This window comes from Flavobacterium sp. GW821-FHT11G01 (assembly GCF_058808175.1).
In genome coordinates, this window is sequence record NZ_JBXARK010000004.1 from 209,984 (window position 1) to 236,616 (window position 26,633).

The following is a 26,633-nucleotide window of genomic DNA, read 5'->3' on the forward strand; positions in this document are numbered from 1 at the left end:
GGATGCTAAAAATTTTAGCATCCTTTTTTTGTGTCCATTGATAAAAATAATTTATTCAAAGTTTTTATAAGAAATGGTAAGAACATATTTATTTTTATCTCCGGTATGGTATTCTTTTATGACATTGTTATTTTTGTCGTATTCGAATTTTGTTTTATAAAGAGTAGGATAACTATTAGATGAAAATTTAAAACCACTTTCAATTAAATTATTATTTCCATCATATTTATAAAAACTAATAACGTCTTTTTTTCCGTTTAGTAATCTGTAATCACCGACTAAATTTCCAAGATTATCATATTGATAGGCTGTCTCAGAAAACAACTTCTCATTTGGCAGATATGTTTTTGTTTTAACTAAATTATTATCGGAGTAAAAATATTCTTCTGTAATAGAAAAAGTTGTATTATTTCGCCATTTTGTATGTAGTGTCTTTTTTAAGTTATTGCTGTAATAGTCTATTTTTTGATAAATTGTATCTCCATTTTTATTAATGAATTTTATTTCGGTGTTGTTTCCGTTTTTATCATAAAAATAGTTTCGAATGTCTAAAAAAACCAGCACATTTTTATCTCTGGTAAGTATAATTGATTTCATTACTTTTCCGTCTTCATATTCATACATAACATAGTTTATAGTATCTTGTTTTGAAGAGAATACTGTTTTGGTAAGCAACTCACCATTTTTATTAAATGTTTTATGAGACTTCAGGATGCTGTCCTTATTTCTCAATTGAGTGTACTCAAAGGTTTCACTAATGTTATTTTCACTTCTAATTTTCCTTTCTTTTTCTAAAGTACTGGGATGAATTTCTTTGGTATTCATTAACTGAGCCAACAAATTGGTACTAGTAAATAAAAAGATTAGCGGAATTAATTTTAATATTTTCATGTGATTAGTTGAATTCAGAAATATACAAATTAAATTTAAGTAAGAAAAAGATTTGTAAATTAGATTTTCAGGAATGATTTACTTCATAAGTTTCCATTCGTTTCCAATTAGTAAATTAGTTTACAAAAACTTCTCCTTTAATTCTGGAGTTGGAATCATGCAGCTCTCTTTTTTGCCATACCATTTATATCGGTTTTTAGCAATATAATCATAAAAGTAATTTCTCAGTTTTTCAGGAAAGATTTTCAAAATTGAAATCAAACTATAAATTCCTCCCAAATCTTCTGCAATTTCTATAGCGGCTGCAGATTTATAATAATAAGCCACGCCAGGATTGTATAAAACAATACTATCAATCTTATTTTGATCTACACCAATGTATTTGCAAATTTCGTTTCCAAATTCTGATTGCAAAGCCACAAAACGAAAAATATCTTTTTTATCATTTTTGATGATAAACTGAATTGCGCTATTGCATAAATTGCAAACACCATCGAAGAGAATTATTTTTTTATTTTTTGGGAAGTCGGGCATTAATTTTAAAGTATCAAGGTTTAAGGTCTTTTGTAATTGACTATTTTGATTATTTGTTTTATCTATTGAAAATAAATTTTAAATAAGTTTTATAAATTAAAAACAGCTTTCATAAATTAATTTTAAGGTATTTTTTAAAATATATGATCTTCTTTCTCGTATTTTCGAAGATATTTGATTAAATAGCTTTATTTTAATTCTGAAGATTTTTCATCATAATTTAAGAACAAAAAAGTCATTTTACACCTTAAAAATTATTTCTTCGCAGCTTCAACTAATTCCAATTCATCTAAACTTACTTTTGAAGTAAAGATTCCGTAATTCACAGTTGCTTTATTTTTTTCTATTACATCGATACTTCCAACAGATCGTCCATCTAACATTCTTACACGATCGCCAACTTTTAAAATAGGTCTTGGCTTTTCGATAATAGGTTTCAATTTCTTTTCTTTTTTCTCTTTTCGAATTTCTTCAACCTGAACAGAAACTTCTGCAATAACTTCTTTTTTCTTTTCGATTATGGCTTTGGCTTCTTTTGGAGTTGCTTTTTTACGTTTTGAATTTTCAATCTCAATGATTTTTAAAAATTCACCAATAAGTTCTTTCTTGTTTTTATTGTTGAAATATTTCTCCGAGATATCTTCAATTTTCTGACCAATGTAAATTGTCTTTTGATTGCTATCATATAATTCCTGATAGCTTTCCAGTTTCTGCTTGATTTTTACATTGATGTTTTCCATTTTTTTGCTTTCCTCACGCGCTCTTGTTTCTTCTTCTTTTAAATTGATGGAAGTTTTTTCCAATTTAGAACGCTCTTTTTGAAGAGTTGCTATGGTTTTGTCAAAACGAACTTTTCCAACTTCGATTTTCTTTTTGGCACGATTGATTAATCCAAATGGGATTCCATTTTTCAATGCAACTTCAAAAGTAAATGAACTTCCGGCCTGACCTAAAGCTAGCTTGTACATTGGTTCAAGCGACTTTTCATCAAACATCATATTCGCATTTGTAGCAAAAGGCAATTCGTTTGCGAGAATTTTCAAGTTTGAATAATGCGTGGTGATAATTCCAAATGCTTCACGATGGTAAAATTCTTCCAGGAAAATTTCAGCCAAAGCCCCACCTAATTCCGGATCAGAACCTGTACCAAATTCGTCAATTAGAAACATGGTTTTCTTATTGCATTTTTTTAAGAAATAATTCATGTTTTTAAGACGATAACTATAAGTACTCAAATGATTTTCAATAGATTGGTTGTCTCCAATATCAGTCAAAATTCTATCAAACAAGAAAGTTTCACTACGCTCGTGAACAGGAATCAACATTCCTGATTGCAACATCAATTGTAACAACCCAACAGTTTTTAGCGAAATAGTTTTTCCGCCCGCATTAGGTCCTGAAATTACAATTATTCGGTTATCTTGTTTTAATTCAATAGTTTGAGGATGTGTAATTTCGTTTTTCTGTTTATTGTTCAAATACAAAATCGGATGATAGGCTTCTCTAAAGAACAATCTTCTTTCTTCTGTAATGGTTGGTAATATTCCGTTAATTCTATTAGCATATTTTGCTTTTCCAGCAACTACATCAATATCACTTAAAAATTCCTGATACTCAATTAACAAAGGTAAATACGGACGAATCTGATTTGATAATTGTTTTAAAATTCGGGTAATTTCTTCTTTTTCTTCATACTCCAGATTCGCTAATTCTCTTGAATATTTTAAAGTAGCTTCGGGTTCAATATAAGCAATACTTCCGGTTTTAGAACTTCCTAAAATAGAACCCTTTACTTTACGGCGATACATTGCCAAAACGGCTAAAACTCTACGATTTTGAACAAAACTTTCTTTGATATCGTCTAAATAACCAAGACTATTATATTGTGTCAAGGCAACTCCAAAACTTTGATTTACTTTACCACGAACCAAATTCATATTTTGGCGAATGCTCAATAAAGCAGGTGAAGCATTATCTTTTATTTCTCCATATTTGTCAACAATAGCATCAATTGTAGTGACGATATCTTTGGTATATTCTACTCTTGAAGCTCTTGCATTTAGATTCGGATAATAATCATCAAACTTTTTTAGGAAATTCAATAAGAAATTTGACGTAGAGGAAAGAGTCGCAATTTTTCTAAAACTGCCTACTTCCAGAAAACTATCTTCAATAGCCAGGAATTTGATTTCGTGCGTTATGGCATCAAATCCATGATTTGGAATTGCGTTATTATTTTGAAAAGAAGAAACATATTCTGATGTTTGCATCAAAGCCTGCATCAAAGTTTCTTTGTCTCTAAATGGTATTATTTGTAAAGCTTTTTCTTTTCCAATATCTGTATTACAGCCTGCAGAAATAGTTTCGAGCACTGTTGGAAATTGTAAATCTTGTAATGTTTTTTCGGTAATACTGATCATTTAATTTCTTTATGAAAGTAAAAGCAAAAGTACGAAAACATTATGATTGATATAACTTGATGTTTAATTATGTTCTTGTAAATATGATTTTAAGTATTAATTTCTGAAATTCGCATAAAAAAAGTTATGGACGTAAAAATGCACTCTTCATGGATACCAGTTTTGAATGAAGAATTTGAAAAACCATATTTCAAGGCATTAATTGATTTTGTAAAATCGGAATATGCAACTAAAGTTTGTTATCCAAAAGGAAATCAAATTTTTTCTGCCTTTGATCATTGCCATTTTGATGAAGTAAAAGTTGTCATAATTGGCCAAGATCCTTATCATGGGCCAAATCAGGCAAATGGTTTATGTTTTTCTGTAAATGATGGAATTCCTTTTCCACCATCACTTCAGAATATATTCAAAGAAATTCAGAATGAATTTAACGTACCATTGCCTAAAACCGGTAATTTAGAACGATGGGCAGATCAGGGTGTTTTTCTTTTAAATGCAACTTTAACAGTACGACAATCAGAAGCTGGAAGCCATCAGGGAAAGGGTTGGGAAAAATTTACTGATGCTGTCATTAAACAAATTTCTGCTGAAAAAGAAAATGTTGTTTTCTTGCTGTGGGGAGGTTTTGCACAAAAGAAGGCAACTTTGATTAATTCTTCAAAGCACCATATTTTAAAATCGGGACATCCGTCGCCTTTAAGCGCTAACAGAGGATTTTGGTTTGGAAATAAACACTTTAGCCAAACAAATGCTTTTCTGAAATCAAAAGGACTTAAGGAAATTGAGTGGTAAATAAATACAAATTTCACGGATTATCACAAATTACTATTTAGTGAAAATCCGTGAAATTTGTGTTACTCTTTATTTATTTTTTTATGATTTCTTCTAAAACAGCTTTCTTTTCGTAGTTTACTACTTTTAGAATAATCTCTTGATTTTTTACTGTTTTGCCTTCAATGATATATAATTTTCCAGTTTTGAACGGAACATTACTTTGGTCAAAATCTACATCTCCGTAAGTTAATGTGTTTTTGATATCTGCAGTATCAATCCATTTTTCGTTCAAAGTCTGAATTGCTTTATCTGAATATTGAAAAGGTTTTGTACGCAAATTATTTAAAACTCTTGCATTTGGAAAGTAGTTGCAACGAGTGTCTTTTCCACTAAAAACAAGGGCTACAAAAAAGCATCCCATAATCAAACCAATCAAATAATAAGCAAAACGATGTACGAACTTCATGAAATAAAATTTTTGCAAAGGTACACTAAAGTTCCTTTAAAATACAAGTAAATTAATATCGTTGTCTGGTAAATCAAACCAATCGCCAATTGCTTTATTTGTTAGGATTCCGTGGTATAAATAAATTCCGTTTTTTAAGCCTTTATTGCATCTGATAGAACTTTCTAAACCACCATCATCGGCTATCTGAAGTAAGTAGGGAGTTAATATGTTACTAATTGATAATGAAGCAGTTTTAGAATATCTTGATGGTATATTAGGTACACAATAGTGTAAAACATTGCTTTTTATAAAAGTAGGTTTTTCGTGTGTTGTCACTTCTGAAGTTTCAAAGCATCCTCCAGTATCTATGCTAACATCGACAATCACTGCACCTTTTTTCATGTGTTCCACCATAGTTTCAGTTACTATAATAGGACAACGCTCTTTACCTCGCATCGCACCAATTGCGACATCACAACGTCTTAAAGCTTTTAATAATGCTTTTTGCTGAACTGTTGATGTAAAAATTCTTTGATTTAAATTATTTTGTAAACGACGCAATTTTGTGATGGAATTATCAAAAACTTTCACGTTTGCGCCAAGTCCAATAGCAGTTTTAGCAGCAAATTCGCCTACTGTTCCGGCACCTAAAATTACGACTTCAGTAGGAGGGACGCCGGTAATGTTACCGAATAATAACCCTTTCCCAAATTCATCAGTAATCATTAATTCCGCTGCAATAAGGACAGAAGCAGTTCCTGCAATTTCACTTAAAGATTTAACCGCAGGATAAGAGCCGTCTTCGTCTTTAATATATTCAAAAGCTAATGCTGTTATCTTTTTTTGAGCCAAAGCTTCAAAGTATTCTTTCTTTTTTGTTTTTAACTGAATAGCCGAAATAATAATAGTTTCCGGATTAATCATTTTGATTTCAGCCAAAGTAGGCGGCTCTACTTTTAGTAGCATCGGGCAGCCAAAAACCTTTTTAGTGTCTTTTGTTACTTCTGCACCAGCATCACTATATTCCTTGTCAGAATAACTCGAACTCTCTCCGGCACCAGATTCAATCATTACACGATGCCCTTCGTATGTAAGTGAATTTACGGCGTCTGGCGTCAGGCAAATACGACGTTCCTGATAACTGGTTTCTTTAGGTATCCCTATGAAAAGCTCTCTTTTAAATCGGCCCACTTCAAGTTTTTCTTCTTGTGGTAACAATTGTTGTTTCGTAAATGGAGTTAAGGTAATTGACATGGGTTGTGCAAAAAATTAAGAGTACAAATTACGTAAAAAGTTTTAAAATTAGTGCAAATATTCTGCTAATACTAAAAGTCAATATTAAGAGATTGTTTTTTCCATTTTTATGTCGGCTCTTTCGTAGCTCACATCTCCTAATGGAACTTCAACAAAACCAAATTTTTTATATAAATGAAGTGCGGGCAGTAAAATTCTGTTTGAATATAAAAGTAATTTTTTGATGTTATTTTCTTCTGCGACAGCAATACTATGAATTAATAATTTATTTCCAATTCCCAGGCCTTGTGCTTTGTCCGAAACAGCCATTTTGCTCAGTTCGAAAGTGTCTTCATCAATTTTCATTAAAGAAACTGTTCCCAGGATTTCATCATTGTATTTAGCGTAAAAAATCATTCCGCCTTTATCTATAATTTCTTCCTGTGGATTAGAAAGTACTAATTCATCTTTTTCTTCAACTCTAAAATACTTCTCGAGCCATTCTATATTCAAGATCTTGATGTATTCTTTTAAATCTGAAGAAAAGGGGATTATTTCTACTATATTTTGGGTATTCATTATTGTATATTGTTTCACAGAGATCCGCAAAGCTTACACAGAGCTACACAAAGAAATATTTTAAAAAACTTTGCAAATCTTAATGTAAGCTTTGTGGATCTCGGTGGAATTTAAATTAATTTCAGTTCTCTCTTTCCATCTGCCAATAACTCAATTGTAACTGTAGAATGATCTTCAGGAATTAAACTGGCAATTTTTTCAGACCATTCAATAAAACACCAATTTCCAGAGTACAAATAATCATCAACGCCCATATCAAGCGCTTCAGTTTCTTTGTTTAATCTGTAGAAATCGAAATGATAAACAATTTGATTGTTAGAAGTATAATATTCATTAACTAAAGAAAAGGTTGGACTACTTGTGGCATCCTGAACTCCTAAACTTTTGCATAATTGTTTGATTAAAGTAGTTTTTCCAACACCCATTTCTCCGTTAAAAAGAATGATTTTTTTTGAATTTGAAGCTATAATTTGCTCTGCTACTTCCTGAATTTGATCTAATGAAAAAACGATATTCATTTTGTATTTTTTTTGGCCACGAATTTCATAAATTTTCATGAATTAAACTTTACTTTTTTAACTTAAAAAATAGTAAAAATTTGTGCAATTCGTGGCGACTTTTTCTACTTAGGATTGAAAACCAAAAATGGAATAATCATTTCTTCTAATGAAATTCCACCATGCTGATAGGTATTTCTGTAATAACTGACATAGTGATTATAGTTATTTACATACGCTAAAAAGAAATCATTTTTAGCGAATATAAACGAACTACTCATATTAATAGCTGGCAAACCAATGTCTTTTGGCTCTTTTACAACGTATACATCTTTTTGTTCGTAAGTCAAACTACGTCCCGTCTTGTAACGTAAATTTAGACTTGTATTTTTATCTCCCACAACTTTAGAAGGGTTTTTTACATTAATTGTTCCGTGATCTGTTGTCAGGATTAATTTGAAACCTAAAAGTTGTGCCTGTTGAATAATTTCTAAAAGAGGAGAGTTTTTAAACCAGCTTAAAGTCAATGAGCGATACGCTTTATCGTCAGAAGCAAGCTCTTTTACCACTTCCATTTCGGTTTTAGCGTGCGATAGCATGTCTACAAAATTGTAAACCACAGTTACTAAATCATTGCCTTTTAATGCTTTGAAATTCTCTGCCAGTTTTTTACCACCTGCATAATTTGTGATTTTAAAATAATCTTCCTTAATGTTTAATCCTAAACGTTTTAATTGAGCAGAAAGAAATTCGGCTTCGTAAAGATTTTTACCGCCGTCTTCAACGTCGTTTTTCCAATATTGTGGAAATTGTTTTTCCATTTCTATTGGTAACAATCCAGAGAAAATGGCATTTCTGGCATATTGTGTTGCAGTTGGAAGAATGGAGAAATAAGGAACTTCTTTTTCTAATTTATAATAGTTAGAAACAACAGTTTCAAATGATTTCCATTGATCGTAACGCAAATTATCAATAACAACAAACAAAATTGGTTTGTCTTTTTTCTTGAGCTCAGGAACTACTAATTCCTTAAATAAATTGTGCGATTGAATTGGTTTGTCTGCTTTTGGAGCAAACCAGTCTTCGTAATTTCTTTCGATATATTTTCCGAATTGTGAATTGGCTTCAATCTTTTGAGATTCAAGTATTTCAATCATTCCCTGATCGTTAATGTTTTCCAATTCTAATTCCCAAAAAATCAGTTTTTTATACAATTCAACCCAATCTTCAAAAGAATTAACCATTGCTAGTTCCATTGAAATTTTACGGAATTCCTTTTGATAATCTAAAGTTGTTTTCTCAGAAATTAAGCGAGAATGATCCAGATTCTTTTTTAAACTCAACAAAATCTGATTTGGATTTACAGGTTTTATTAAATAATCAGCAATTTTAGAACCAATGGCTTCTTCCATTATATATTCTTCCTCACTTTTGGTAATCATAATCATCGGAATGGCCGATTTTTTTTCTTTCATTTCTGAAAGTGTTTCCAAGCCACTCATTCCCGGCATATTTTCATCCAAAAAAACAATGTCAAAATTGTCTTCTTCAAACAAAGCAATAGCATCTAAGCCATTATTGCAAGTAGTTACAGCGTAGTTTTTTTTCTCCAGAAATAATATATGTGGCTTTAAAAGATCGATTTCATCATCGACCCAAAGTATTTTTATCTTGTCCATAAACGTATTTTAATTTTAATGCAATTTAGAAGTATAGAACTTAAAAAGTATTAAAAATAGTATAAAATTCAGAATATCTAATGCTGTTTTTTGATTAAAATCTTTTTTTAATTGAGGTATTGATTTGAAAATCAATATATATTATAATTCAAGTTTTTAAATAAAAATTGCCCTCTAACGGTATAAAACTGTTTTTACAGAACTTCAATATTTTTAGTAACAATTAAAATTTTCTAAAAATAAAGTGTTATTAGGTGATAGTATTTGTTTTTTTATATTTTCGTAAAAATAAGAAATACTACTTTTTTAAAAGAACAAAGATTAAGAATAAGAAATATGACAAACATTGATGCTGCGGTTTTAAAGACGAAACAACATTTTGAGATTCTGGACGGGTTAAGAGGCATAGCTGCTTTAGTAGTTGTGCTTTTTCATTTTATGGAAATGGTGTATATGCCCAAAGAAAATTTTTTCGCACATGGTTTTCTTGCGGTTGATTTTTTCTTTTGTTTATCCGGATTCGTTATCGCTTATGCCTATAATGATCGTATTGAAAAAATGGGAATTTTCGAATTTTTTAAATCAAGACTTATCAGATTGCATCCTTTGGTTATTTTTGGATCAGTATTGGGGCTGTTGGCTTTCCTTTTTGATCCATTTAGAAATCAGTCTGAAACTTATGAAACAGGTAAATTGATTTTGATATTTTTAAGTTCTATTCTTCTAATCCCTTTTCCGGTAATGGCAGAACGCTCGTTTAACTTATTTGGTTTAAATGCTCCTGCCTGGTCTTTATTTTGGGAATATGTAGCCAATATATTTTATGCTCTTTTTTTATATAAGCTAAGTCAGCGTTCGTTATTTTTATTAACGATTCTGGCTGCTATCGGAATTTGTTATGCTAGTTATCATGCCGGCGGTTCGTTAATGGGAGGATGGGGTGACGCTAGTTTTTGGGATGGTAGTGCTCGTATTTCGTATTCATTTTTAGCCGGAATGTTGATCTATCGCTCTAATTGGATTATCAAATCAAAACTTGGTTTTGCAGGTTTATCGGTATTGCTTTTGTTTGCTTTATTAATGCCTTTTACAGATTGGAACTGGCTTATGGAACCTATAATTGTATTATTATATTTTCCTTTATTGATTGTTTTAGGAGCGGGAGCTACACTAACAAAAGGGTTGAGAAAGGTCTGTGTCTTCTCCGGTAAAATTTCATATCCTTTATATATGACACACTATATGGTAATTTGGATGTTTTTAAATTATTACACAAAATACAAACCACAGACAAATCAATTGGCTTTTATCATAATTACAGGAACCATTCTTTTGGTTGGATTTGCGTATTTAGTAATGACCTTTTATGATATTCCACTTCGAAAATATTTAACTGATAAAAGAAAGAAGGCTTAATTTTAAAATTAAAATTATTTGGTTTGAAAAAACAACAATAAATTATTCAAAGAGGAAGTAATTATTCTAAAGAAATTTTTGAATAAAAAGTGATTTTGTATTGAAAAAATAGATTTATTTTGTAAGATATTTTTTTAAATTATGAAAACGGAGTTTAGAAAAAATGTTTCGGACTGTATTCTAAATGTTTCCAATTTTAAAATCTAAATTACTTATATTTGTTGACCAAAAAAATAACCAAATAGTGACTCATATCAACAAGTTAAAAATATTTAATGATCCCATTTACGGGTTTATTTCAATCCCGAACGAACTTATTTACGATTTAATTCAACACCCATATTTTCAGCGTTTACGCCGTATTTCGCAAATGGGACTATCGTATTTGGTTTATCCGGGTGCTAATCATACGCGCTTGCACCATGCTTTAGGATGCATGCATTTGATGCAGAAAGCAGTTGAAACACTTCGTTTTAAAGGAGTTGCAATTTCTCAGGAAGAAGAATGCGCTCTATTGATAGCTATTTTATTACATGATATTGGACATGGTCCGTTTTCGCATGCTATGGAAAAAAGTATTGTTGAAGACGTGAATCATGAGGCTATCTCATTATTATTTATGAATCAGCTTAATGAAGAATTTGATGGAAAATTAAGTTTGGCTATTCAGGTTTTTAAAGGTGAATATCATAGAAAATTCATGTTGCAATTGATTTCTAGTCAATTAGATATGGATCGAATGGATTATTTAAAACGTGATAGTTTTTATACCGGAGTTGCAGAAGGAAATGTCAATTCAGAGCGATTGATTCAAATGATGAATGTTGTTGATGGTGTATTAGTTATTGAAGAAAAAGGAATTTATTCAGTAGAAAAATTCTTACTTTCCAGAAGATTAATGTATTGGCAGGCTTATTTGCATAAAACTAGTTTAGTTGCCGAACTAATCTTAATGAAAGTACTAAAAAGAGCAAAAGAACTAACATTAAAAGGAATCTCTCTGCCTTGCAGTGAACCACTTTCTTTTTTTATGAAAAACAAAGTTACTTTAGAAGATTTTGATGCTGAAAAATTAGATTTATTCTCTCAATTGGATGATTTTGATATTATAAGTGCCTTAAAAGCATGGCAAAAGCAAGATGATTTTGTACTTTCTACTTTAAGTAAAATGATCATTAACAGAGATTTATTGAAGATTAAATTGAGTGCCGAGAAGATTCCAATGGAGGAATCGCAATCTATGAAAGAAGAGTTTGCCGAAGAACATCATATTTCGCAATTAGAAGCCGGGTATTTTATTTTTAGAGGAAAAATTAAAAACCAGGCTTATAGCAAAGAGGCTGAACCGATACGAATTTTGAAAAAAGATAAAACAATTGAAGATGTTGTAGAAGCGTCTGATCAGTTGAATTTGAAATCGTTATCTAAATTGGTGACAAAATATTACATCTGTTTTCCAAAACAACTTATCTAAAATTAACATTTAAAATCTATTTTTTATATTTTTGTCGCAATGAAATTTACAGCAGAACAAATAGCAGGAATTTTAGAAGGAGAAGTTGTTGGGAATCCCAATGCCGAAGTTTCCCGACTATCTAAAATCGAAGAAGGCGAGGAAGGATCGCTTACTTTTTTGGCTAATCCCAAATATATCAACTACATATATACTACAAAGGCTTCAGTAACAATTGTGAATGACAGCTTTATACCAGAACAGGAAATTACTACAACCTTAATAAAAGTTGAAGATGCGTATGCGTCTTTTTCTAAGCTTTTACAGTTTTACAATCAGGTAAAGTTGAATAAAAACGGAATAGAAGCCCAGTCTTTTATTTCTGAAGGAACTAAATATGGTGAAAATTTATATTTAGGAAGTTTTAGTTATATAGGACAAAATGTAGTTTTAGGTGATAATGTGAAAATTTATCCCAACAGTTTTATTGGTGATAATGTTGTCATTGGCGACAATGTGTATATTTTTGCCGGAGCTAAAATATATTCAGAAACAGTAATAGGAAATAATTGTACCATTCATTCAGGAACTATAATAGGTGCTGATGGTTTTGGTTTTGTGCCAGATGAAGAAGGTGTATATAGTAAAGTTCCTCAAATTGGGAATGTAATTATAGAAGACAATGTAGATATTGGTGCTAATACTACAATTGACAGAGCTACTCTTGGTTCTACTATTATTAGAAAAGGAGTAAAATTAGACAATCAGATTCAGATTGCACATAATGTAGAAATTGGTAAAAATACTGTAATTGCTGCCCAATCGGGCGTTGCTGGTTCTACAAAAATTGGGGAAAACTGTATGATTGGCGGGCAAGTTGGTATTGCAGGACACTTAATTATAGGGAATAATGTTAGGCTTCAGGCTCAATCAGGAGTAGCAAGAAACATCAAAGATGATGAAATATTGCAAGGAACGCCATCACTTGGATATACTGATTTTAATAAATCATATGTACATTTTAAAAATTTACCCAAAATTGTGTCCGAACTGGATGAATTAAAAAAACAAATAATAAACCCAAAAAATGGAAATAATGGTTAAACAGAAGACCATCAAAAATGAAATTTCACTAACAGGAGTTGGATTACACACTGGAAAAGAAGTTACAATGACTTTTAAACCAGCTCCAATTAATAATGGTTTCACTTTTGTAAGAGTAGATTTGCAAGGTCAGCCAGTGATTGAAGCTGATGCTAATTATGTTGTTAATACACAAAGAGGAACCAATTTAGAAAAATTAGGTGTAAAAATTCAGACTCCAGAGCACGTGCTTGCCGCATTGGTAGGTTGTGATTTGGATAATGTTATCATAGAATTAAATGCTTCAGAACTACCAATTATGGATGGTTCTTCAAAATATTTTGTTGAAGCAATAGAAAAAGCCGGAATCGAAGAACAAGATGCTAAACGTAATGTTTATGTAGTAAAAGAAGTAATTTCTTTTACTGATGAAGCTACAGGTAGTGAAATTCTGGTAATGCCAAGCGATGATTATCAAGTTACTGCAATGGTTGATTTTGGTACTAAAGTATTGGGTACACAAAATGCAACCATGAAAAGCATAGCCGATTTTAAAGAAGAAATTGCTAATTCAAGAACTTTTAGTTTTTTACATGAATTAGAATCTTTATTAGAAAACGGACTAATTAAAGGTGGAGATTTAAATAACGCAATTGTGTATGTAGATAAAGAAATCTCTGATTCTACAATGGAAAATTTAAAGAAAGCTTTTGGTAAAGATAAAATTTCTGTAAAGCCAAACGGTGTTTTAGATAACCTGACTTTACATTATCCAAACGAAGCTGCTCGTCACAAATTATTAGATGTTGTTGGAGACTTAGCTTTAATTGGGGTAAGGATTCAAGGAAAAATTATAGCAAACAAACCAGGTCATTACGTAAATACTCAATTTGCTAAAAAGATTGGAAAAATCATCAAAATTGAGCAAAGAAATCACGTGCCGGTTTATGATTTGAACAAAGAACCTTTGATGGATATTCACAAAATCATGGCGATGTTACCACACCGACCACCATTTTTGTTGATTGACAGAATTATAGAAATGTCTGATCGTCATGTTGTAGGTTTAAAAAACGTAACGATGAATGAGAATTTCTTCGTTGGTCACTTTCCTGAGGCTCCAGTAATGCCGGGAGTTTTAATTGTTGAAGCTATGGCACAAACAGGAGGAATTTTGGTATTAAGCACAGTTCCGGATCCTGAAAATTATTTGACTTATTTTATGAAAATAGATAATGTTAAATTCAAACACAAAGTGTTGCCAGGTGATACATTAATTTTCAAATGCGAACTAATTTCTCCAATCAGAAGAGGAATTTGTCATATGCAGGCAAATGCATACGCAAATGGTAAATTAGTTACTGAGGCAGAATTAATGGCCCAAATTGTAAAAAAACAATAATATTAATGAAAATTATTGTTTACGTTTGTTGCCCAAATTAGACTATTTTAATTTAAAATATAAAACATACAGATGAATCAACCATTAGCATATGTTCATCCTGGCGCTAAAATCGCTAAAAACGTTGTAATTGAACCTTTTACAACAATTCACAATAATGTTATTATTGGTGATGGTACCTGGATTGGTTCAAATGTGACCATTATGGAAGGCGCTCGAATTGGTAAAAATTGTAATATTTTTCCAGGAGCGGTAATTTCTGCAGTGCCACAAGATTTAAAGTTTGGTGGGGAAGATTCTCTTGCCATTATTGGAGATAATTGTACAATTAGAGAGTGTGTTACTATAAATAGAGGTACAGTTGCATCTGGACAAACTATTCTGGGAAACAATTGTTTAGTTATGGCTTATGCACATATTGCACATGATTGTGAAATTGGAAATAATGCCATTATTGTAAACGGAGTTGCTTTGGCAGGTCACGTGGTTGTTGGAAATCATGCAGTAATTGGAGGTTTGGCAGCGATTCATCAATTTATTCACATTGGAGATCACGCTATGATTTCTGGTGGATCTTTGGTTAGAAAAGATGTTCCGCCTTATACAAAAGCTGCTAAAGAACCTTTATCATATGTTGGAATCAATTCAGTTGGTTTAAGAAGAAGAGGTTTTAGCACAGAAAAAATCAGAGAAATTCAGGAAATTTACAGGATTTTATATCAAAAAAACTACAATACTACTCAGGCTTTAAGTATTATTGAAGCAGAAATGGAAGCTACTCCTGAGAGAGATGAAATTTTAGATTTTATCAGAAATTCATCAAGAGGAATTATGAAAGGTTATTCAGGAAACTATTAATTTTAGAGTTTAGATATCTGATTTTAGATTTCTTACTTCATCATTAAAGCACAAATAAATAAAAAATAATAAAATGCAGATTATGGATTCTTTTTTAATCTAAGATCTACATTCAAAAATCTAAAATTAAATAAAATGGCATCTACATCAGATATTAGAAACGGATTGTGTATTAAATTCAATCACGATATTTATAAAATTGTTGAATTTCTTCACGTAAAACCTGGAAAAGGTCCAGCTTTCGTAAGAACAAAATTAAGAAGTTTAACTACAGGAAGAGTACTAGATAATACATTTTCTGCAGGACATAAAATTGATGACGTACGTGTTGAAACGCATAATTATCAATTTTTATATGCCGAAGGAGATGAGTTTCACTTTATGAATACAGAATCTTTTGAGCAAATTTCTTTGAATAAAAATATCTTGGATGCTCCGGGATTATTAAAAGAAGGAACAAGTGTAATGGTTCAGGTAAATACTGAAACTGATTTGCCTTTATCAGTAGATATGCCATCTTCAGTAATTCTTGAAGTAACTTATGCAGAGCCTGGAGTAAAAGGAAATACAGCTACAAATGCAACAAAATCTGCTACGGTAGAAACTGGAGCGTCTGTAAACGTTCCGTTATTCATCAACGAAGGTGATAAAATTAAAATTGATACTGCTTCAGGTTCTTACATGGAGCGTGTAAAAGAGTAATTTTTGATTGGATAATTTGTCAATGAGTCAATTAGAGAATTGATGCATATGCAGAAATTGAATAATTTTTATTTTCTAATTGACACATTTTCTAATTGACACATTCTCTAATTGACAAATTTTCTAATTAAAATATATGAAATTTCCAAAGAGTCATTCTTTACAAGAAATTGCAAATTTGCTTAATTGCGAATTTATTGGTGACCAAAACTTTCCAGTTTTAGGCATGAACGAAATACATGTTGTTGAGCCTGGAGATATTGTTTTTGTTGATCATCCTAAATATTATGACAAAGCTTTGCAATCAGCAGCAACTATTGTTTTAATTAATAAAAAAGTAGATTGCCCCGAAGGTAAAGCACTTTTAATTTCTGATGATCCTTTCAGAGACTTCAACACTTTAACCAGACACTTCAAACCTTTTCAATTTGCAAATGTGGCAATTTCAGCTTCGGCAGAAATTGGAGAAGGTACTGTAATTCAGCCTAATAGTTTTATTGGTAACCATGTTAAAATTGGTAGAAATTGTCTGATACATTCAAATGTTTCTATTTACGATCATACAGTAATTGGAGATAACGTAATTATTCACGCGGGAACAATTTTGGGAGCTGATGCTTTTTATTATAAAAAACGTCCAGACGGTTTCGATCAGTTAATTTCCGGAGGAAGAGTTGTTATTGAAGATAATGTTGGAATTGGTGCACTTTGCACTATTGACAAAGGTGTTACCGGAGATACAACGATTAAAGAAGGAACAAAAATTGACAATCAGGTTCATGTTGGGCATGATACTGTTATTGGAAAAAAATGTTTAATAGCATCGCAAACTGGTATTGCAGGTTGTGTTATTATTGAAGATGAAGTAACAATTTGGGGACAAGTTGGTACAACTAGTGGTATCACAATAGGGGCGAAGGCTGTTATTATGGGACAAACCGGAGTTACTAAATCCGTTGAAGGTGGAAAATCTTATTTTGGTACGCCAATTGAAGAGTCAAGAGAAAAGTTAAAACAATTAGCTAATATCAAAAAGATTCCTGAAATTCTAAATAAATTGAAGTAATATGTCTATAAAAGAATTTGTTCAAAAATTTTATAAGTCGGATGCCTTGATTGATAGTGAAATCATTAAAACCTATTTGCATCCGGATATTATTGTCGAATGGAATAGTAGCAAAGGATTAATTCAGATGGATTACGATTCTATGGTGAATATGGCCAATGAACTTAGTCGTGCATACGTACGTTCGAAAGTTAGAATTAGTCATATTATTGCTGAAGATGATTTGGTTTCAATACGTTATTCTCATTATGTGAAAACGATTGAAAACCCAAGAGAAGAGATGTTATTAGCCCATTTTTCTACAATTTGGCAAATTAAGGATGATAAATTGTATCGCGGTTATCAAATGAGTCAATTTTCTTGATTTTTTTGAAGACAAAAAGATTAAAATACATTACAAAACCTTACTTTTGCATCACAATTTTAAAAACTACATAAAATATATATCATGAGTGTTTTAGTTAATAAAGATTCCAAAATAATTGTTCAAGGATTTACAGGAAGCGAAGGAACTTTCCACGCTTCTCAAATGATTGAGTACGGTACTAATGTTGTTGGTGGTGTTACTCCTGGAAAAGGAGGAACTAGCCATTTAGATCGTCCGGTTTTTAACACAGTAAAAGATGCTGTTGATCAAGCTGGAGCTGATACATCTATCATTTTTGTACCACCAGCTTTTGCTGCTGATGCAATTATGGAAGCTGCTGATGCTGGAATTAAAGTAATTATTGCTATTACAGAAGGAATTCCTGTAGCAGATATGATTAAAGCAAATAATTATGTTAAAGAAAGAAATTCTAGATTAATCGGACCAAACTGTCCAGGTGTTATTACTCCGGGAGAAGCTAAAGTTGGTATTATGCCAGGTTTCGTTTTCAAAAAAGGAACAGTTGGGATCGTTTCTAAATCAGGAACTTTAACTTACGAAGCTGCTGACCAGGTTGTAAAACAAGGTTTAGGAATAACTACAGCTATCGGAATTGGTGGAGATCCAATTATTGGAACTACTACTAAAGAAGCTGTTGAATTGTTAATGAACGATCCGGAAACTGAAATTATCATTATGATTGGTGAAATCGGTGGTCAATTAGAAGCAGATGCTGCTAAATGGGTTAGAGCTGATGGTAACCGTAAACCAGTTGTTGGTTTTATTGCTGGAGAAACTGCTCCTGCCGGTAGAACAATGGGGCACGCAGGTGCTATTGTTGGTGGTTCTGATGATACAGCTGCTGCTAAAAAACAAATTATGAGAGACAACGGAATTCACGTTGTTGATTCACCAGCTGAAATTGGTAAAAAAGTAAAAGAAGTACTTGGATAATCTCCAATATTTAAAATAAAAAATTCCAAAAAAAAGTCTCAATATTGTGTTGAGACTTTTTTACATTTTTAAAATAATTGGGATATAATTTAAAACTTAGCAACTTAGAGACTTAGTTTCTTAGAAGCTTAAAATAAGAAAGATGAGTAAAGAATTAAAAAAGTTTAAAGTAAGCAACAGTTTTACTTTTACGATCGAAGATAGTTTAGAACAAGTTTGCAATGCTCCTGAAGGAGGTGCAGGAATTTTTGTTGTTTATGCTATTGAAGGTGATGCAAAAGAATTAATAATGGTTGCTTCTACAGGAACTGTTCAGAATGATGGAACGTTAAAAAGCAAAAATGGTGGTTTATATGATAAAATCGTAAACGGACACCAATTTGCTAAAACTGGAAGAAAATATTCTTGGCCAGCACAAATGAAATTGGAAAATATTGATGCTTTAGAAGTGGTTTGGTACGAGACTTTTAATGCAGATGTAAAAGCAATCCCAACCGCAGTTGAAGGACAGGTTTTGCAGAATTTCTTAGATGAAAATGCAAAATTACCTAGATGGAATGTAGCTTTCTAGAAAGTTTTTAAATAAAAAATTATCAAAAGCCTTACTAAATATTTAGTAAGGCTTTTTTTTTATGAAATAGATTTTTAATTTACTGATGCTATTTACAAGAATAACATTGGATTTAAATTAATTTATAAAAAAGTTTATAGGTAAAAAAAGACATTAATATAAACGAAGGTAAAATCGTACAAATCATAAAAATATGTTAAAGAAAAAAAATTCTAACATTTGACAGAAGTCCCGTAAAATCTAGGAAAAACACAGTTTATCACATTAAGAAACTGTTTCTTTTATGTAAAAAAATTGGGATTTAAATAATTGCTTTTCTATATTTATCGAACAAAACGAAAGGATAATGTTAAAAAAATAGATTCCTAACATTATGTGAAAAATCTTTTTAAAGAAGCTACCCAAATTATACTATGAAAGCCGCAATTTTACCATTTAATAGTTTTGACGATATTACGCTTTGGAATAATTTAAAAGAAGGTGATGAAAAATCATTCTCTATATTATTTGAAAGATATTATGCTGATTTAGTACGCTATGGAAATTCACTTTCTCCTTTTGAAGAAAAAGTGCAGGATTGCGTTCAGGATGTATTTACAGATATTTGGGTGTATCGAAGTGGATTACAAAGTTCAGTTGTCGTTAAAGCTTATTTATTATCGAGTGTGCGCAAAAGGATTGCTCGTTTATATGAGAGAGACCATATTTTTCGTAAAACTACCAGTACAGATTCCATAGCATTTCTTTTAGAATTTTCGGTAGAGTATGAACTCATTGATGATGATTATGCTACAAAAGAAAAAATCGTTCATTTAAATAAATTACTGAACGAATTACCTTCCCGTCAAAAAGAAGCTTTATACCTTCGTTATCATCAAGGCTTAACTATCGAGCAAATTGCCGAAATGTTGGATGTTAATTATCAATCAGCAAGTAATTTGTTACACCGTGGTTTACTTAGTCTTCGCAAAGATTGGAAAGGTGTTTTTTCATTATTTCTAGTACTATCTTCAAGTAGTTTTTAATTTTATTTCAAAAAAAATAAAAAAAATCACAATTTGGTGAGTATATAATAAGAGTTCTGTCCTCTATGTTTTTGTAACCTCATTTTTAGATGCAAAAACGTAATACATATATCGAAATAGAAGACTTTCTTTCTGACAAATCATTCCAGTCATGGATTTTATTAAAAATTGACGAAGATGGCTGGGAAGAATGGACTTTAGAAAATCGCCAACGTGCTAAGTTAGTAGAAGATGCCAGACATTTGCTGTTGGCAATGAAAGTTCCTGAAACGGAATTATCTTCTTCAGATATCCATAAAGCGTTACAAGCTACCTGGATAAAAATCGAAGAAAAAGAAAATCAAATTAATTTTATTGAAAACTCACGAGTAAATTTCTTTAGAAGACATCTTCTAACAGGAATTGCTGCAAGTTTAATGTTTTTTTTAATGTCAGTTTGGTTTTATAAAAATCATTTCAATACAGATAATGTTGTTACTTACAAAGAGTTAATCGATGAAAATAGTGAAGGTTTAGTTGAACAGACTAATAATTCTAGTAAACCGCAAATTATCACATTGTCTGATGGTAGTTCGGTTTTATTACAGCCCAATAGTAAATTAAGTTACCCTAAAATCTTTACCGGAAACGAAAGAAAGGTTTATTTATCCGGCGAAGGTTTCTTTGAAATTAGTAAAAATCCAAAAAAACCTTTTTACGTTTATGCAAACGAGATAGTTACAAAGGTAGTTGGAACTAGTTTTAGAATAAAAGCTTATTCTGATCAGCCTGACGTTGAAGTTCTTGTTCGCACCGGTAAAGTTAAGGTAAAGTCAAATGATTTGGTGGCAAAATCAAATCAGGAAGAAGTGGTTCTGCTTCCTAATCAGGCACTTCGGTTTTTAAGAAGTGATTTGAAATTCAATAAAATAACAAATATTACTCAAGATGAGGCTTTAGTAAAAAGTGTTGGTAATATTGAACAGTTAAGCTTTGAGTTTACGGATATTCCGGTTTCGCAAATTTTTGAAACAATAGAGCAAGCTTATTTAGTCGATATTGATTATCCTAAAAACAAACTTAAAGATTGCCATCTTACTACTTCGTTGAGTGATCAGCCTTTGACAGAAAAGCTAAAAATTGTCTGTAAAAGTATTGGAACTAATACCAATTTTGAGATGAATGGAAATCAAATCACGATTACATCAGAAGGTTGCAATTAGTCTTTTCTCTATAACTGTAATTATAAAGATAAGCTTAGAAAATAAAATGTAAAACCAAATAAAATAAAATTAACCAAACCAGAAATTCACATTTATTGCCTATGTAAAAACCAAAATGCAAAAAAAAAGTGCCGAAATGCTGTAACATTATCGACACTTAATAAAGTTGAATTCCTCTCTGTAAAGAGCAATTCAATACGTTTCTTAAAATACACGCGAATAGTATTAATCAAAACAAACCAAAATTATGAAAAAACCAGTTGTTAAACAACGATTACTCCATCGAATCATGAAAATAACGCTATTTCAGTTTGTCTTAGCACTTGTGTTTTCAAGTGTTACCATGGCAAACAGTGTGAATGGACAAAGAAAACTAGATACAAAAGTCACAATTACAGTTGCAAATTTAACTTTAGACAATGCTTTGTCTAAAATTGAAAAATCTGCACATGTGAAATTTTCTTATAATTCAAGACTGCCACAATTAAATCAAAAGGTAAGTATCGAGGCAAATGAAGAAACTTTGTCAAGTATCCTTAACCGAATTTTAGTGCCTTTTAATATTACTTACTCAGAAGTTAGTAATCAGATTATTTTGCAAAAAAATATAGTTACAGATCCTTTTTCTAGTGCAATAAATCACGATTCATTATTTGAAATATTGGCTGCAGGTCCTATTATTAAAGGAAAAGTTACCGATCCTAGTGGAGTGCCTTTGCCTGGAGCAACAGTGTTAGCTAAAGGAACTAAAATTGCCGTCTTAACAGATTTTGACGGGAACTTTTCTATAGAAATGCCTGCCAATAGTAATGCATTAGTCATTTCTTATGTTGGAATGGAAACGAAAGAGATTGGTATCGAAAACACTTCTCCAACAATTATTTTAAATGAAGCCGGCCAAAATCTTAAAGAAGTTATAGTAACAACAGGTTACGAAAAAACTTCAAAAAGAACTTTTACAGGAGCGATTAGTAAAATTTCAGGAGCAGAGTTAAAAGTTGATGGAGTAGTAGATGTGAGCAGAATGATTGAAGGAAAAGCGGCTGGAGTTACGGTACAAAATGTTACAGGAACTTTTGGTACTGCTCCTAAAATTACAGTTCGTGGATCATCTTCTATTTTTGGAGATACCAAACCATTATGGGTAATTGATGGTGTTGTTCAGGAAGATATTATTAATATTTCTTTTGCAGACTTAGCTTCTGGTAACTCAGAAACTTTATTGAGTTCATCAGTTGCAGGTTTAAATGCTAACGATATTCAAAGTATTGAAATCCTTAAAGATGCTTCGGCAACTTCTATTTATGGTTCAAGATCTTTAAATGGAGTTGTGGTTGTAACTACCAAACAAGGACGTAGAGATGCACCTTTAAAAGTAACTTATACAGGGGAGAATACTGTAAGAACAGTTCCAAGTTATACACAATATGATATTTTAAATTCTCAGGAATCAATGAGTATTTTAAAAGAAATGGAGCAAAAAGGATTTCTTGATGTACCATCAACTCTTCAAGGTCGTTACGGTGGTGTTTACAACATTTTGAGTAGAGCTATCAATACCTATGTGCCGGAAACAGGTGGTTATTTAGTAAATAATGATCCTGTGAGCAGAAATAATTTTTTAAGAAAATATGAATTAGCCAATACAGATTGGTTTGGTGTTTTGTTCAGACCATCTATTACACAAAACCATTCGTTGAGCTTTTCTGGTGGAGGAAAAAATAATACGTTTTACGCTTCATTAGGTTATTATACTGATCCGGGATGGACTATTGCAGACAATGTGAAACAATTATCATCAAACATAAAAGGAACATTTTACATAAATGACAGATTGAATCTTACGTTATCTACATTAGCATCTGTGCGTGATCAGGAAGCTCCTGGAACTTATGAAAGTCAACAAGATGTTGTATTTGGTAACGTAACGAGAGATTTTGATATTAACCCGTTTAACTATGTTTTAAGCACAAGCAGAACGTTAAGACCTTACGATGAATCTGGTAATTTAGAATATTACAGAAACAACTGGGCTCCAATGAACATTATAAACGAATTAGAAAATAATGTTTTAGAAATTAAAGTAAAAGACATTCGTTTTCAATTGGATTTAGATTATAAAATCAATAAAAATTTAACCTACAATCTTACAGGTTCTGCAAGATATGCCAATACATCAAGAGAGCATAAAATTTATGAAAATTCTAATGTAGTAGGAGCTTATAGAGCAGGAACAGAATATGGTGTAGATGGTGTAAATACAACGGTTAGAAACGCTAATATCTTTTTATACAAAGATCCGGACGATTTAACAGCACCAGCAATTTCAGTATTGCCGAATGGAGGATTTTTGAGAAAATTTACAAATGATTTGACTTCTTATAACATCAGAAATAGTGTTACTTATAGAAATACGCTTAACGATGTACATGAATTAGAAGGTTTCTTTGGTACTGAACTTAGATCTCTGGATAGAAACAGCGACAATTTTACTGCTGCCGGACTTCAATATGACAGAGGGCTTACAGCTTTTACAGATCCTAGAATTATTGAAAAAATTATCAATGAAGGAAATTCTTATTATGGTTTTGCAGCTGAAAGAGAAAGAACAGTTGGTTTTTTTGGAAAAGTAGGGTATACATATGATCGTCGTTATACAGGATCAATCACGGGGCGTTATGATGGCTCAAACAGACAAGGAAATAGTGGTTCATCAAGATGGTTACCAACTTATACTTTTAGTGGTAAATGGAATGTTGCTGAAGAAGATTTCATGAAAAACTCAGGAACTATAAATAATTTAGCACTTAGAGCTTCTTACGGACTGACTGCTACTGCTGGTCCCGCAACCAACTCATTGGCTATTTATAAAAGTTATATTACAGATCGTTTAGGACTTTCTGACAGAGAAACTGGGATTGAAATTGATCAATTGCAAAACTCTGATTTGACTTGGGAAAAACAATTTGAAACCAATATTGGAGTAGATTTAGGAATGTTCAATAACAGAATCCAGTTTACAACAGATGTTTACAGCCGTAAAGCATTTGATTTAGTTGATTATGTTGTGACTTCAGGAATTGGAGGACAAAAAATCAAACAAGGAAATAATGCCAACATGGAAACGAAAGGTCTTGAGGTTGCTTTTACAACTCAAAACATTATAACAAATAGTTTTAAATGGTCGACAACGCTTAACTTTTCGGTTTTTAATCAGGAAATCACAAAACTTGAAAACCAACCTTCAGCATTTGATTTAGTTGATGGAAATGGAGGAAATGCTATTGGTCATCCAAGAAATTCAATTTATTCATACCAGTTTACAGGTTTGAATAATCAAGGTTTGCCAACTTTTATTATGCAGGATGGTGAAGATGATAACGTTACCGGCGCTAATTTTCAGGATACAGAAAATGTTACTGATTATTTGAAATATGAAGGTTCTATTGAGCCAAATAAATCGATTGGTTTAGCTAACACTTTTACCTATAAAAGCTGGTCATTGTATGTGTTTATTGTAGGTTCTGGCGGAAATAAGGTACGTTTAAATCCTGCTTTTAGCAGCCAATATGATGATTTGACTGTATTTACAAAAGATTTTACAAATCGTTGGATAAATCCTGGTGATGAGGAGTTTACAAATGTTCCTGTAATTGCTGACAAACGATTAATTACAAATTATGACGGTGTTAATACTCTTGGACGTGCTTATAATACTTACAATTATTCTGATGTGAGAATTGCAGATGGAGATTTTGTGAGATTGAAAAACGTTTCCCTAAGCTGGGAATTCCCAAATGATTTCAAGAAAAAATTAGGACTAAGTACTTTTACATTAAAAGGTTCTTCAGTTAATCCTTGGTTGATTTATTCTGACAAGAGGTTAAACGGACAGGATCCTGAATTTCGTAATACTGGAGGTGTCGCTTTTCCAATCACAACTCAGTACAGTTTTTCTATGAACCTTTCATTCTAATATAATTGATTATGAAAAATATAAAATATATAAAAATAACTACAGCTTTTTTACTACTTATAAGTATCAGTAGCTGTGATGATTTCCTTTCGGAAATACCTGATAACAGAACTCAAATCGATACACCTGAAAAAATTTCAGAATTATTAGTATATGCTTATCCTTTAGCTTCTTATATGGATTTAGCCGAAACTATGTCTGACAATGTTGGTGATGGAGAACTAGGGTCAGTAACGATAAAAAATGAGCAAAGCTATAACTGGGAAATGCATGATGAAACCAATATTGATACGGAAGCGTATTATTGGGATGCATGTTACAGAGCAATTGCACATGCTAATGAGGCTTTGGCATCAATTAATGAATTGGGTAATCCTGCAACATTAAATCCACAAAAAGGTGAGGCATTACTGGCAAGAGCATATTCTCATTTTATGTTGGTTTCGTTTTGGTCTAATCGTTACAATCCGGCAACTGCTCCAACAGATTTGGGAATTCCGTATGTTACGGAACCAGAAACGCAATTGTTGAAAAAATACACAAGAAATAGTGTAAAAGAAGTGTTTGATTTTATTCAAAAGGATATTGAAGAAGGTTTGAAATATGTAACCAATGACTATAAAGAACCTAAATTTCATTTTAATAAAGATGCCGCTAAAGCTTTTGCAAGCCGTTTTTATTTAGTAAAAGGAGATTGGGATAAAGTACTTGAAGTTTCTGAAAGCCTTGGTTCTAAACCAGTAGGTAAACTAAAAGATTATGCGACTTTATCAAGTCTCGCACCGGATATTCAATTCATTGAGTACGGAAAATCATCATATGCTGCCAATTTATTGATTGGCTCTCCAAATACATTACTTGGCAGATCAGCAAGTACTAACAATTTTTATTTATCAGATGATAAACAAACAGAACTTTTTAGAAGTCAAACTAATCCGTTTGGTAAAACTTGGTTATATGATTTTTATACTTATAATAGTAGTAGAACGCTTTTTACACCAAAATTTGAGGAGTATTTTAAATATACAAATCTAACCGCCAATATTGGAGAAGCGTATGTAGGAGTAGTGCTTTTATCTAATGATGAGTTTTATTTAAACCGCATTGAAGCACTTGTTATGAAAGGTAGAATTGCAGAAGCTAATACTGAATTAGAATACTTTTTAGGAACAAGAACAACTAGTTATAATCCGACAACAGATAAATTGACAGAGGCAAGAGTAACAACAATGTATCCTGTTATTGCTAATGAATTCACTCCATATTACACCATGACACCAGTACAAACTTCGTATGTTAAAGCTATTGCCGAGGCCAGAAGAAGAGATTTTGTTCATGAAGGATTAAGATGGTTAGATGTGAAACGTTTTAATATCGTGGTTACTCACCCAACTTTCGGAAAACCAACGAATGTTTTGGTTAAAGATGACAAGCGTAGAGCAATGCAAATTCCTCTTAGTGCATCTAATAATGGCGTTGAAAAAAATCCTAGATAAATTTTTA

General features: G+C 31.6%; 23 protein-coding genes. 15 read left to right on the forward strand and 8 right to left on the reverse strand.

All coding sequences use genetic code 11. The features are described from left to right. Positions 1-51: 51 nt before the first annotated feature. From AC1RRN_RS09715 to AC1RRN_RS09725, 3 genes are all read right to left on the reverse strand, one after another. Positions 52-891 (reverse strand): hypothetical protein, encoded by an 840-nt coding sequence (locus AC1RRN_RS09715; protein ID WP_492967109.1) that lies wholly within the window; start codon positions 889-891, stop codon positions 52-54. Positions 892-1,011: 120 nt separating this feature from the next. Continuing rightward, the gene (locus AC1RRN_RS09720; protein WP_492967110.1) at positions 1,012-1,425 is read right to left on the reverse strand and encodes a thiol-disulfide oxidoreductase DCC family protein; all 414 of its coding nucleotides are present in this window, start codon (positions 1,423-1,425) and stop codon (positions 1,012-1,014) included. A 254-nt stretch (positions 1,426-1,679) separates the two neighbouring features. Continuing rightward, positions 1,680-3,845 carry an endonuclease MutS2 gene (locus AC1RRN_RS09725; RefSeq protein WP_492967111.1) on the reverse strand — a complete coding sequence of 722 codons (2,166 nt, stop codon included), beginning with the start codon at positions 3,843-3,845 and terminating at the stop codon, positions 1,680-1,682. A 126-nt stretch (positions 3,846-3,971) separates the two neighbouring features. On the opposite strand from AC1RRN_RS09725, the gene AC1RRN_RS09730 reads away from it, so the two are divergent. After that, on the forward strand, positions 3,972-4,637 hold the full coding sequence (locus AC1RRN_RS09730) for a uracil-DNA glycosylase (protein ID WP_492967112.1): 666 nt from the start codon (positions 3,972-3,974) through the stop codon (positions 4,635-4,637). Positions 4,638-4,710: 73 nt separating this feature from the next. On the opposite strand, the gene AC1RRN_RS09735 is transcribed toward AC1RRN_RS09730, so the two are convergent. The 5 genes from AC1RRN_RS09735 to porX all read right to left on the reverse strand — a co-directional run bounded on the left by AC1RRN_RS09735 (position 4,711) and on the right by porX (position 9,055). Next, on the reverse strand, positions 4,711-5,085 hold the full coding sequence (locus AC1RRN_RS09735; protein WP_492967113.1) for a DUF4258 domain-containing protein: 375 nt from the start codon (positions 5,083-5,085) through the stop codon (positions 4,711-4,713). A gap of 36 nt (positions 5,086-5,121) precedes the next feature. Beyond that, the gene (locus AC1RRN_RS09740) at positions 5,122-6,321 is read right to left on the reverse strand and encodes an alanine dehydrogenase (protein ID WP_492967114.1); all 1,200 of its coding nucleotides are present in this window, start codon (positions 6,319-6,321) and stop codon (positions 5,122-5,124) included. Between the two features lie 84 nt (positions 6,322-6,405). Then, entirely contained in the window at positions 6,406-6,879 is a 474-nt protein-coding gene (locus AC1RRN_RS09745; RefSeq protein WP_492967115.1) for a GNAT family N-acetyltransferase, read from the reverse strand. 110 nt (positions 6,880-6,989) lie between these two features. Next, the gene (tsaE, locus tag AC1RRN_RS09750; RefSeq protein ID WP_492967116.1) at positions 6,990-7,397 is read right to left on the reverse strand and encodes a tRNA (adenosine(37)-N6)-threonylcarbamoyltransferase complex ATPase subunit type 1 TsaE; all 408 of its coding nucleotides are present in this window, start codon (positions 7,395-7,397) and stop codon (positions 6,990-6,992) included. Between the two features lie 104 nt (positions 7,398-7,501). Then, a complete protein-coding gene (gene porX, locus AC1RRN_RS09755) occupies positions 7,502-9,055 on the reverse strand; it encodes a T9SS response regulator signal transducer PorX (RefSeq protein ID WP_492967117.1) in 1,554 nt (517 codons plus the stop codon). A gap of 336 nt (positions 9,056-9,391) precedes the next feature. Between porX and AC1RRN_RS09760 the strand changes: the two genes are divergently transcribed. The 14 genes from AC1RRN_RS09760 (at position 9,392) to AC1RRN_RS09825 (ending at position 26,626) form a co-directional block, all read left to right on the forward strand. After that, positions 9,392-10,471 (forward strand): acyltransferase family protein, encoded by a 1,080-nt coding sequence (locus tag AC1RRN_RS09760; protein WP_492967118.1) that lies wholly within the window; start codon positions 9,392-9,394, stop codon positions 10,469-10,471. Positions 10,472-10,715: 244 nt separating this feature from the next. Then, positions 10,716-11,945, forward strand: a complete 1,230-nt coding sequence (locus tag AC1RRN_RS09765) for an HD domain-containing protein (RefSeq protein WP_492967119.1) — start codon at positions 10,716-10,718, stop codon at positions 11,943-11,945. A gap of 39 nt (positions 11,946-11,984) precedes the next feature. Beyond that, the gene (gene lpxD, locus AC1RRN_RS09770) at positions 11,985-13,028 is read left to right on the forward strand and encodes a UDP-3-O-(3-hydroxymyristoyl)glucosamine N-acyltransferase (RefSeq protein ID WP_492967120.1); all 1,044 of its coding nucleotides are present in this window, start codon (positions 11,985-11,987) and stop codon (positions 13,026-13,028) included. Then, positions 13,021-14,409: a bifunctional UDP-3-O-[3-hydroxymyristoyl] N-acetylglucosamine deacetylase/3-hydroxyacyl-ACP dehydratase gene (locus AC1RRN_RS09775; RefSeq protein WP_492967121.1), complete on the forward strand. Its 1,389-nt coding sequence runs from the start codon at positions 13,021-13,023 to the stop codon at positions 14,407-14,409. The genes lpxD and AC1RRN_RS09775 overlap by 8 nt, the downstream gene beginning before the upstream one ends. Before the next feature lie 72 nt (positions 14,410-14,481). Next, a complete protein-coding gene (gene lpxA / locus AC1RRN_RS09780; protein WP_017497513.1) occupies positions 14,482-15,267 on the forward strand; it encodes an acyl-ACP--UDP-N-acetylglucosamine O-acyltransferase in 786 nt (261 codons plus the stop codon). Positions 15,268-15,402: 135 nt separating this feature from the next. Next, a complete protein-coding gene (gene efp / locus AC1RRN_RS09785) occupies positions 15,403-15,969 on the forward strand; it encodes an elongation factor P (protein WP_026985157.1) in 567 nt (188 codons plus the stop codon). A 136-nt stretch (positions 15,970-16,105) separates the two neighbouring features. Beyond that, entirely contained in the window at positions 16,106-17,035 is a 930-nt protein-coding gene (locus AC1RRN_RS09790; protein ID WP_492967122.1) for a UDP-3-O-(3-hydroxymyristoyl)glucosamine N-acyltransferase, read from the forward strand. 1 nt (position 17,036) lies between these two features. Next, positions 17,037-17,399 (forward strand): nuclear transport factor 2 family protein, encoded by a 363-nt coding sequence (locus AC1RRN_RS09795; RefSeq protein ID WP_492967123.1) that lies wholly within the window; start codon positions 17,037-17,039, stop codon positions 17,397-17,399. A gap of 84 nt (positions 17,400-17,483) precedes the next feature. Further along, complete coding sequence (gene sucD, locus AC1RRN_RS09800; protein WP_007808093.1) at positions 17,484-18,356, forward strand: succinate--CoA ligase subunit alpha; 873 nt, start codon at positions 17,484-17,486, stop codon at positions 18,354-18,356. A 142-nt stretch (positions 18,357-18,498) separates the two neighbouring features. Further along, positions 18,499-18,927 carry a hypothetical protein gene (locus tag AC1RRN_RS09805; protein WP_492967124.1) on the forward strand — a complete coding sequence of 143 codons (429 nt, stop codon included), beginning with the start codon at positions 18,499-18,501 and terminating at the stop codon, positions 18,925-18,927. A 413-nt stretch (positions 18,928-19,340) separates the two neighbouring features. Next, a complete protein-coding gene (locus AC1RRN_RS09810) occupies positions 19,341-19,952 on the forward strand; it encodes an RNA polymerase sigma factor (protein WP_492967125.1) in 612 nt (203 codons plus the stop codon). An 89-nt stretch (positions 19,953-20,041) separates the two neighbouring features. Continuing rightward, positions 20,042-21,154 (forward strand): FecR family protein, encoded by a 1,113-nt coding sequence (locus AC1RRN_RS09815; RefSeq protein WP_492967126.1) that lies wholly within the window; start codon positions 20,042-20,044, stop codon positions 21,152-21,154. A 247-nt stretch (positions 21,155-21,401) separates the two neighbouring features. Further along, on the forward strand, positions 21,402-25,130 hold the full coding sequence (locus tag AC1RRN_RS09820) for a SusC/RagA family TonB-linked outer membrane protein (protein WP_492967127.1): 3,729 nt from the start codon (positions 21,402-21,404) through the stop codon (positions 25,128-25,130). Between the two features lie 11 nt (positions 25,131-25,141). Next, positions 25,142-26,626: a RagB/SusD family nutrient uptake outer membrane protein gene (locus AC1RRN_RS09825; protein WP_492967128.1), complete on the forward strand. Its 1,485-nt coding sequence runs from the start codon at positions 25,142-25,144 to the stop codon at positions 26,624-26,626. The last annotated feature ends 7 nt before the right edge of the window (positions 26,627-26,633 follow it).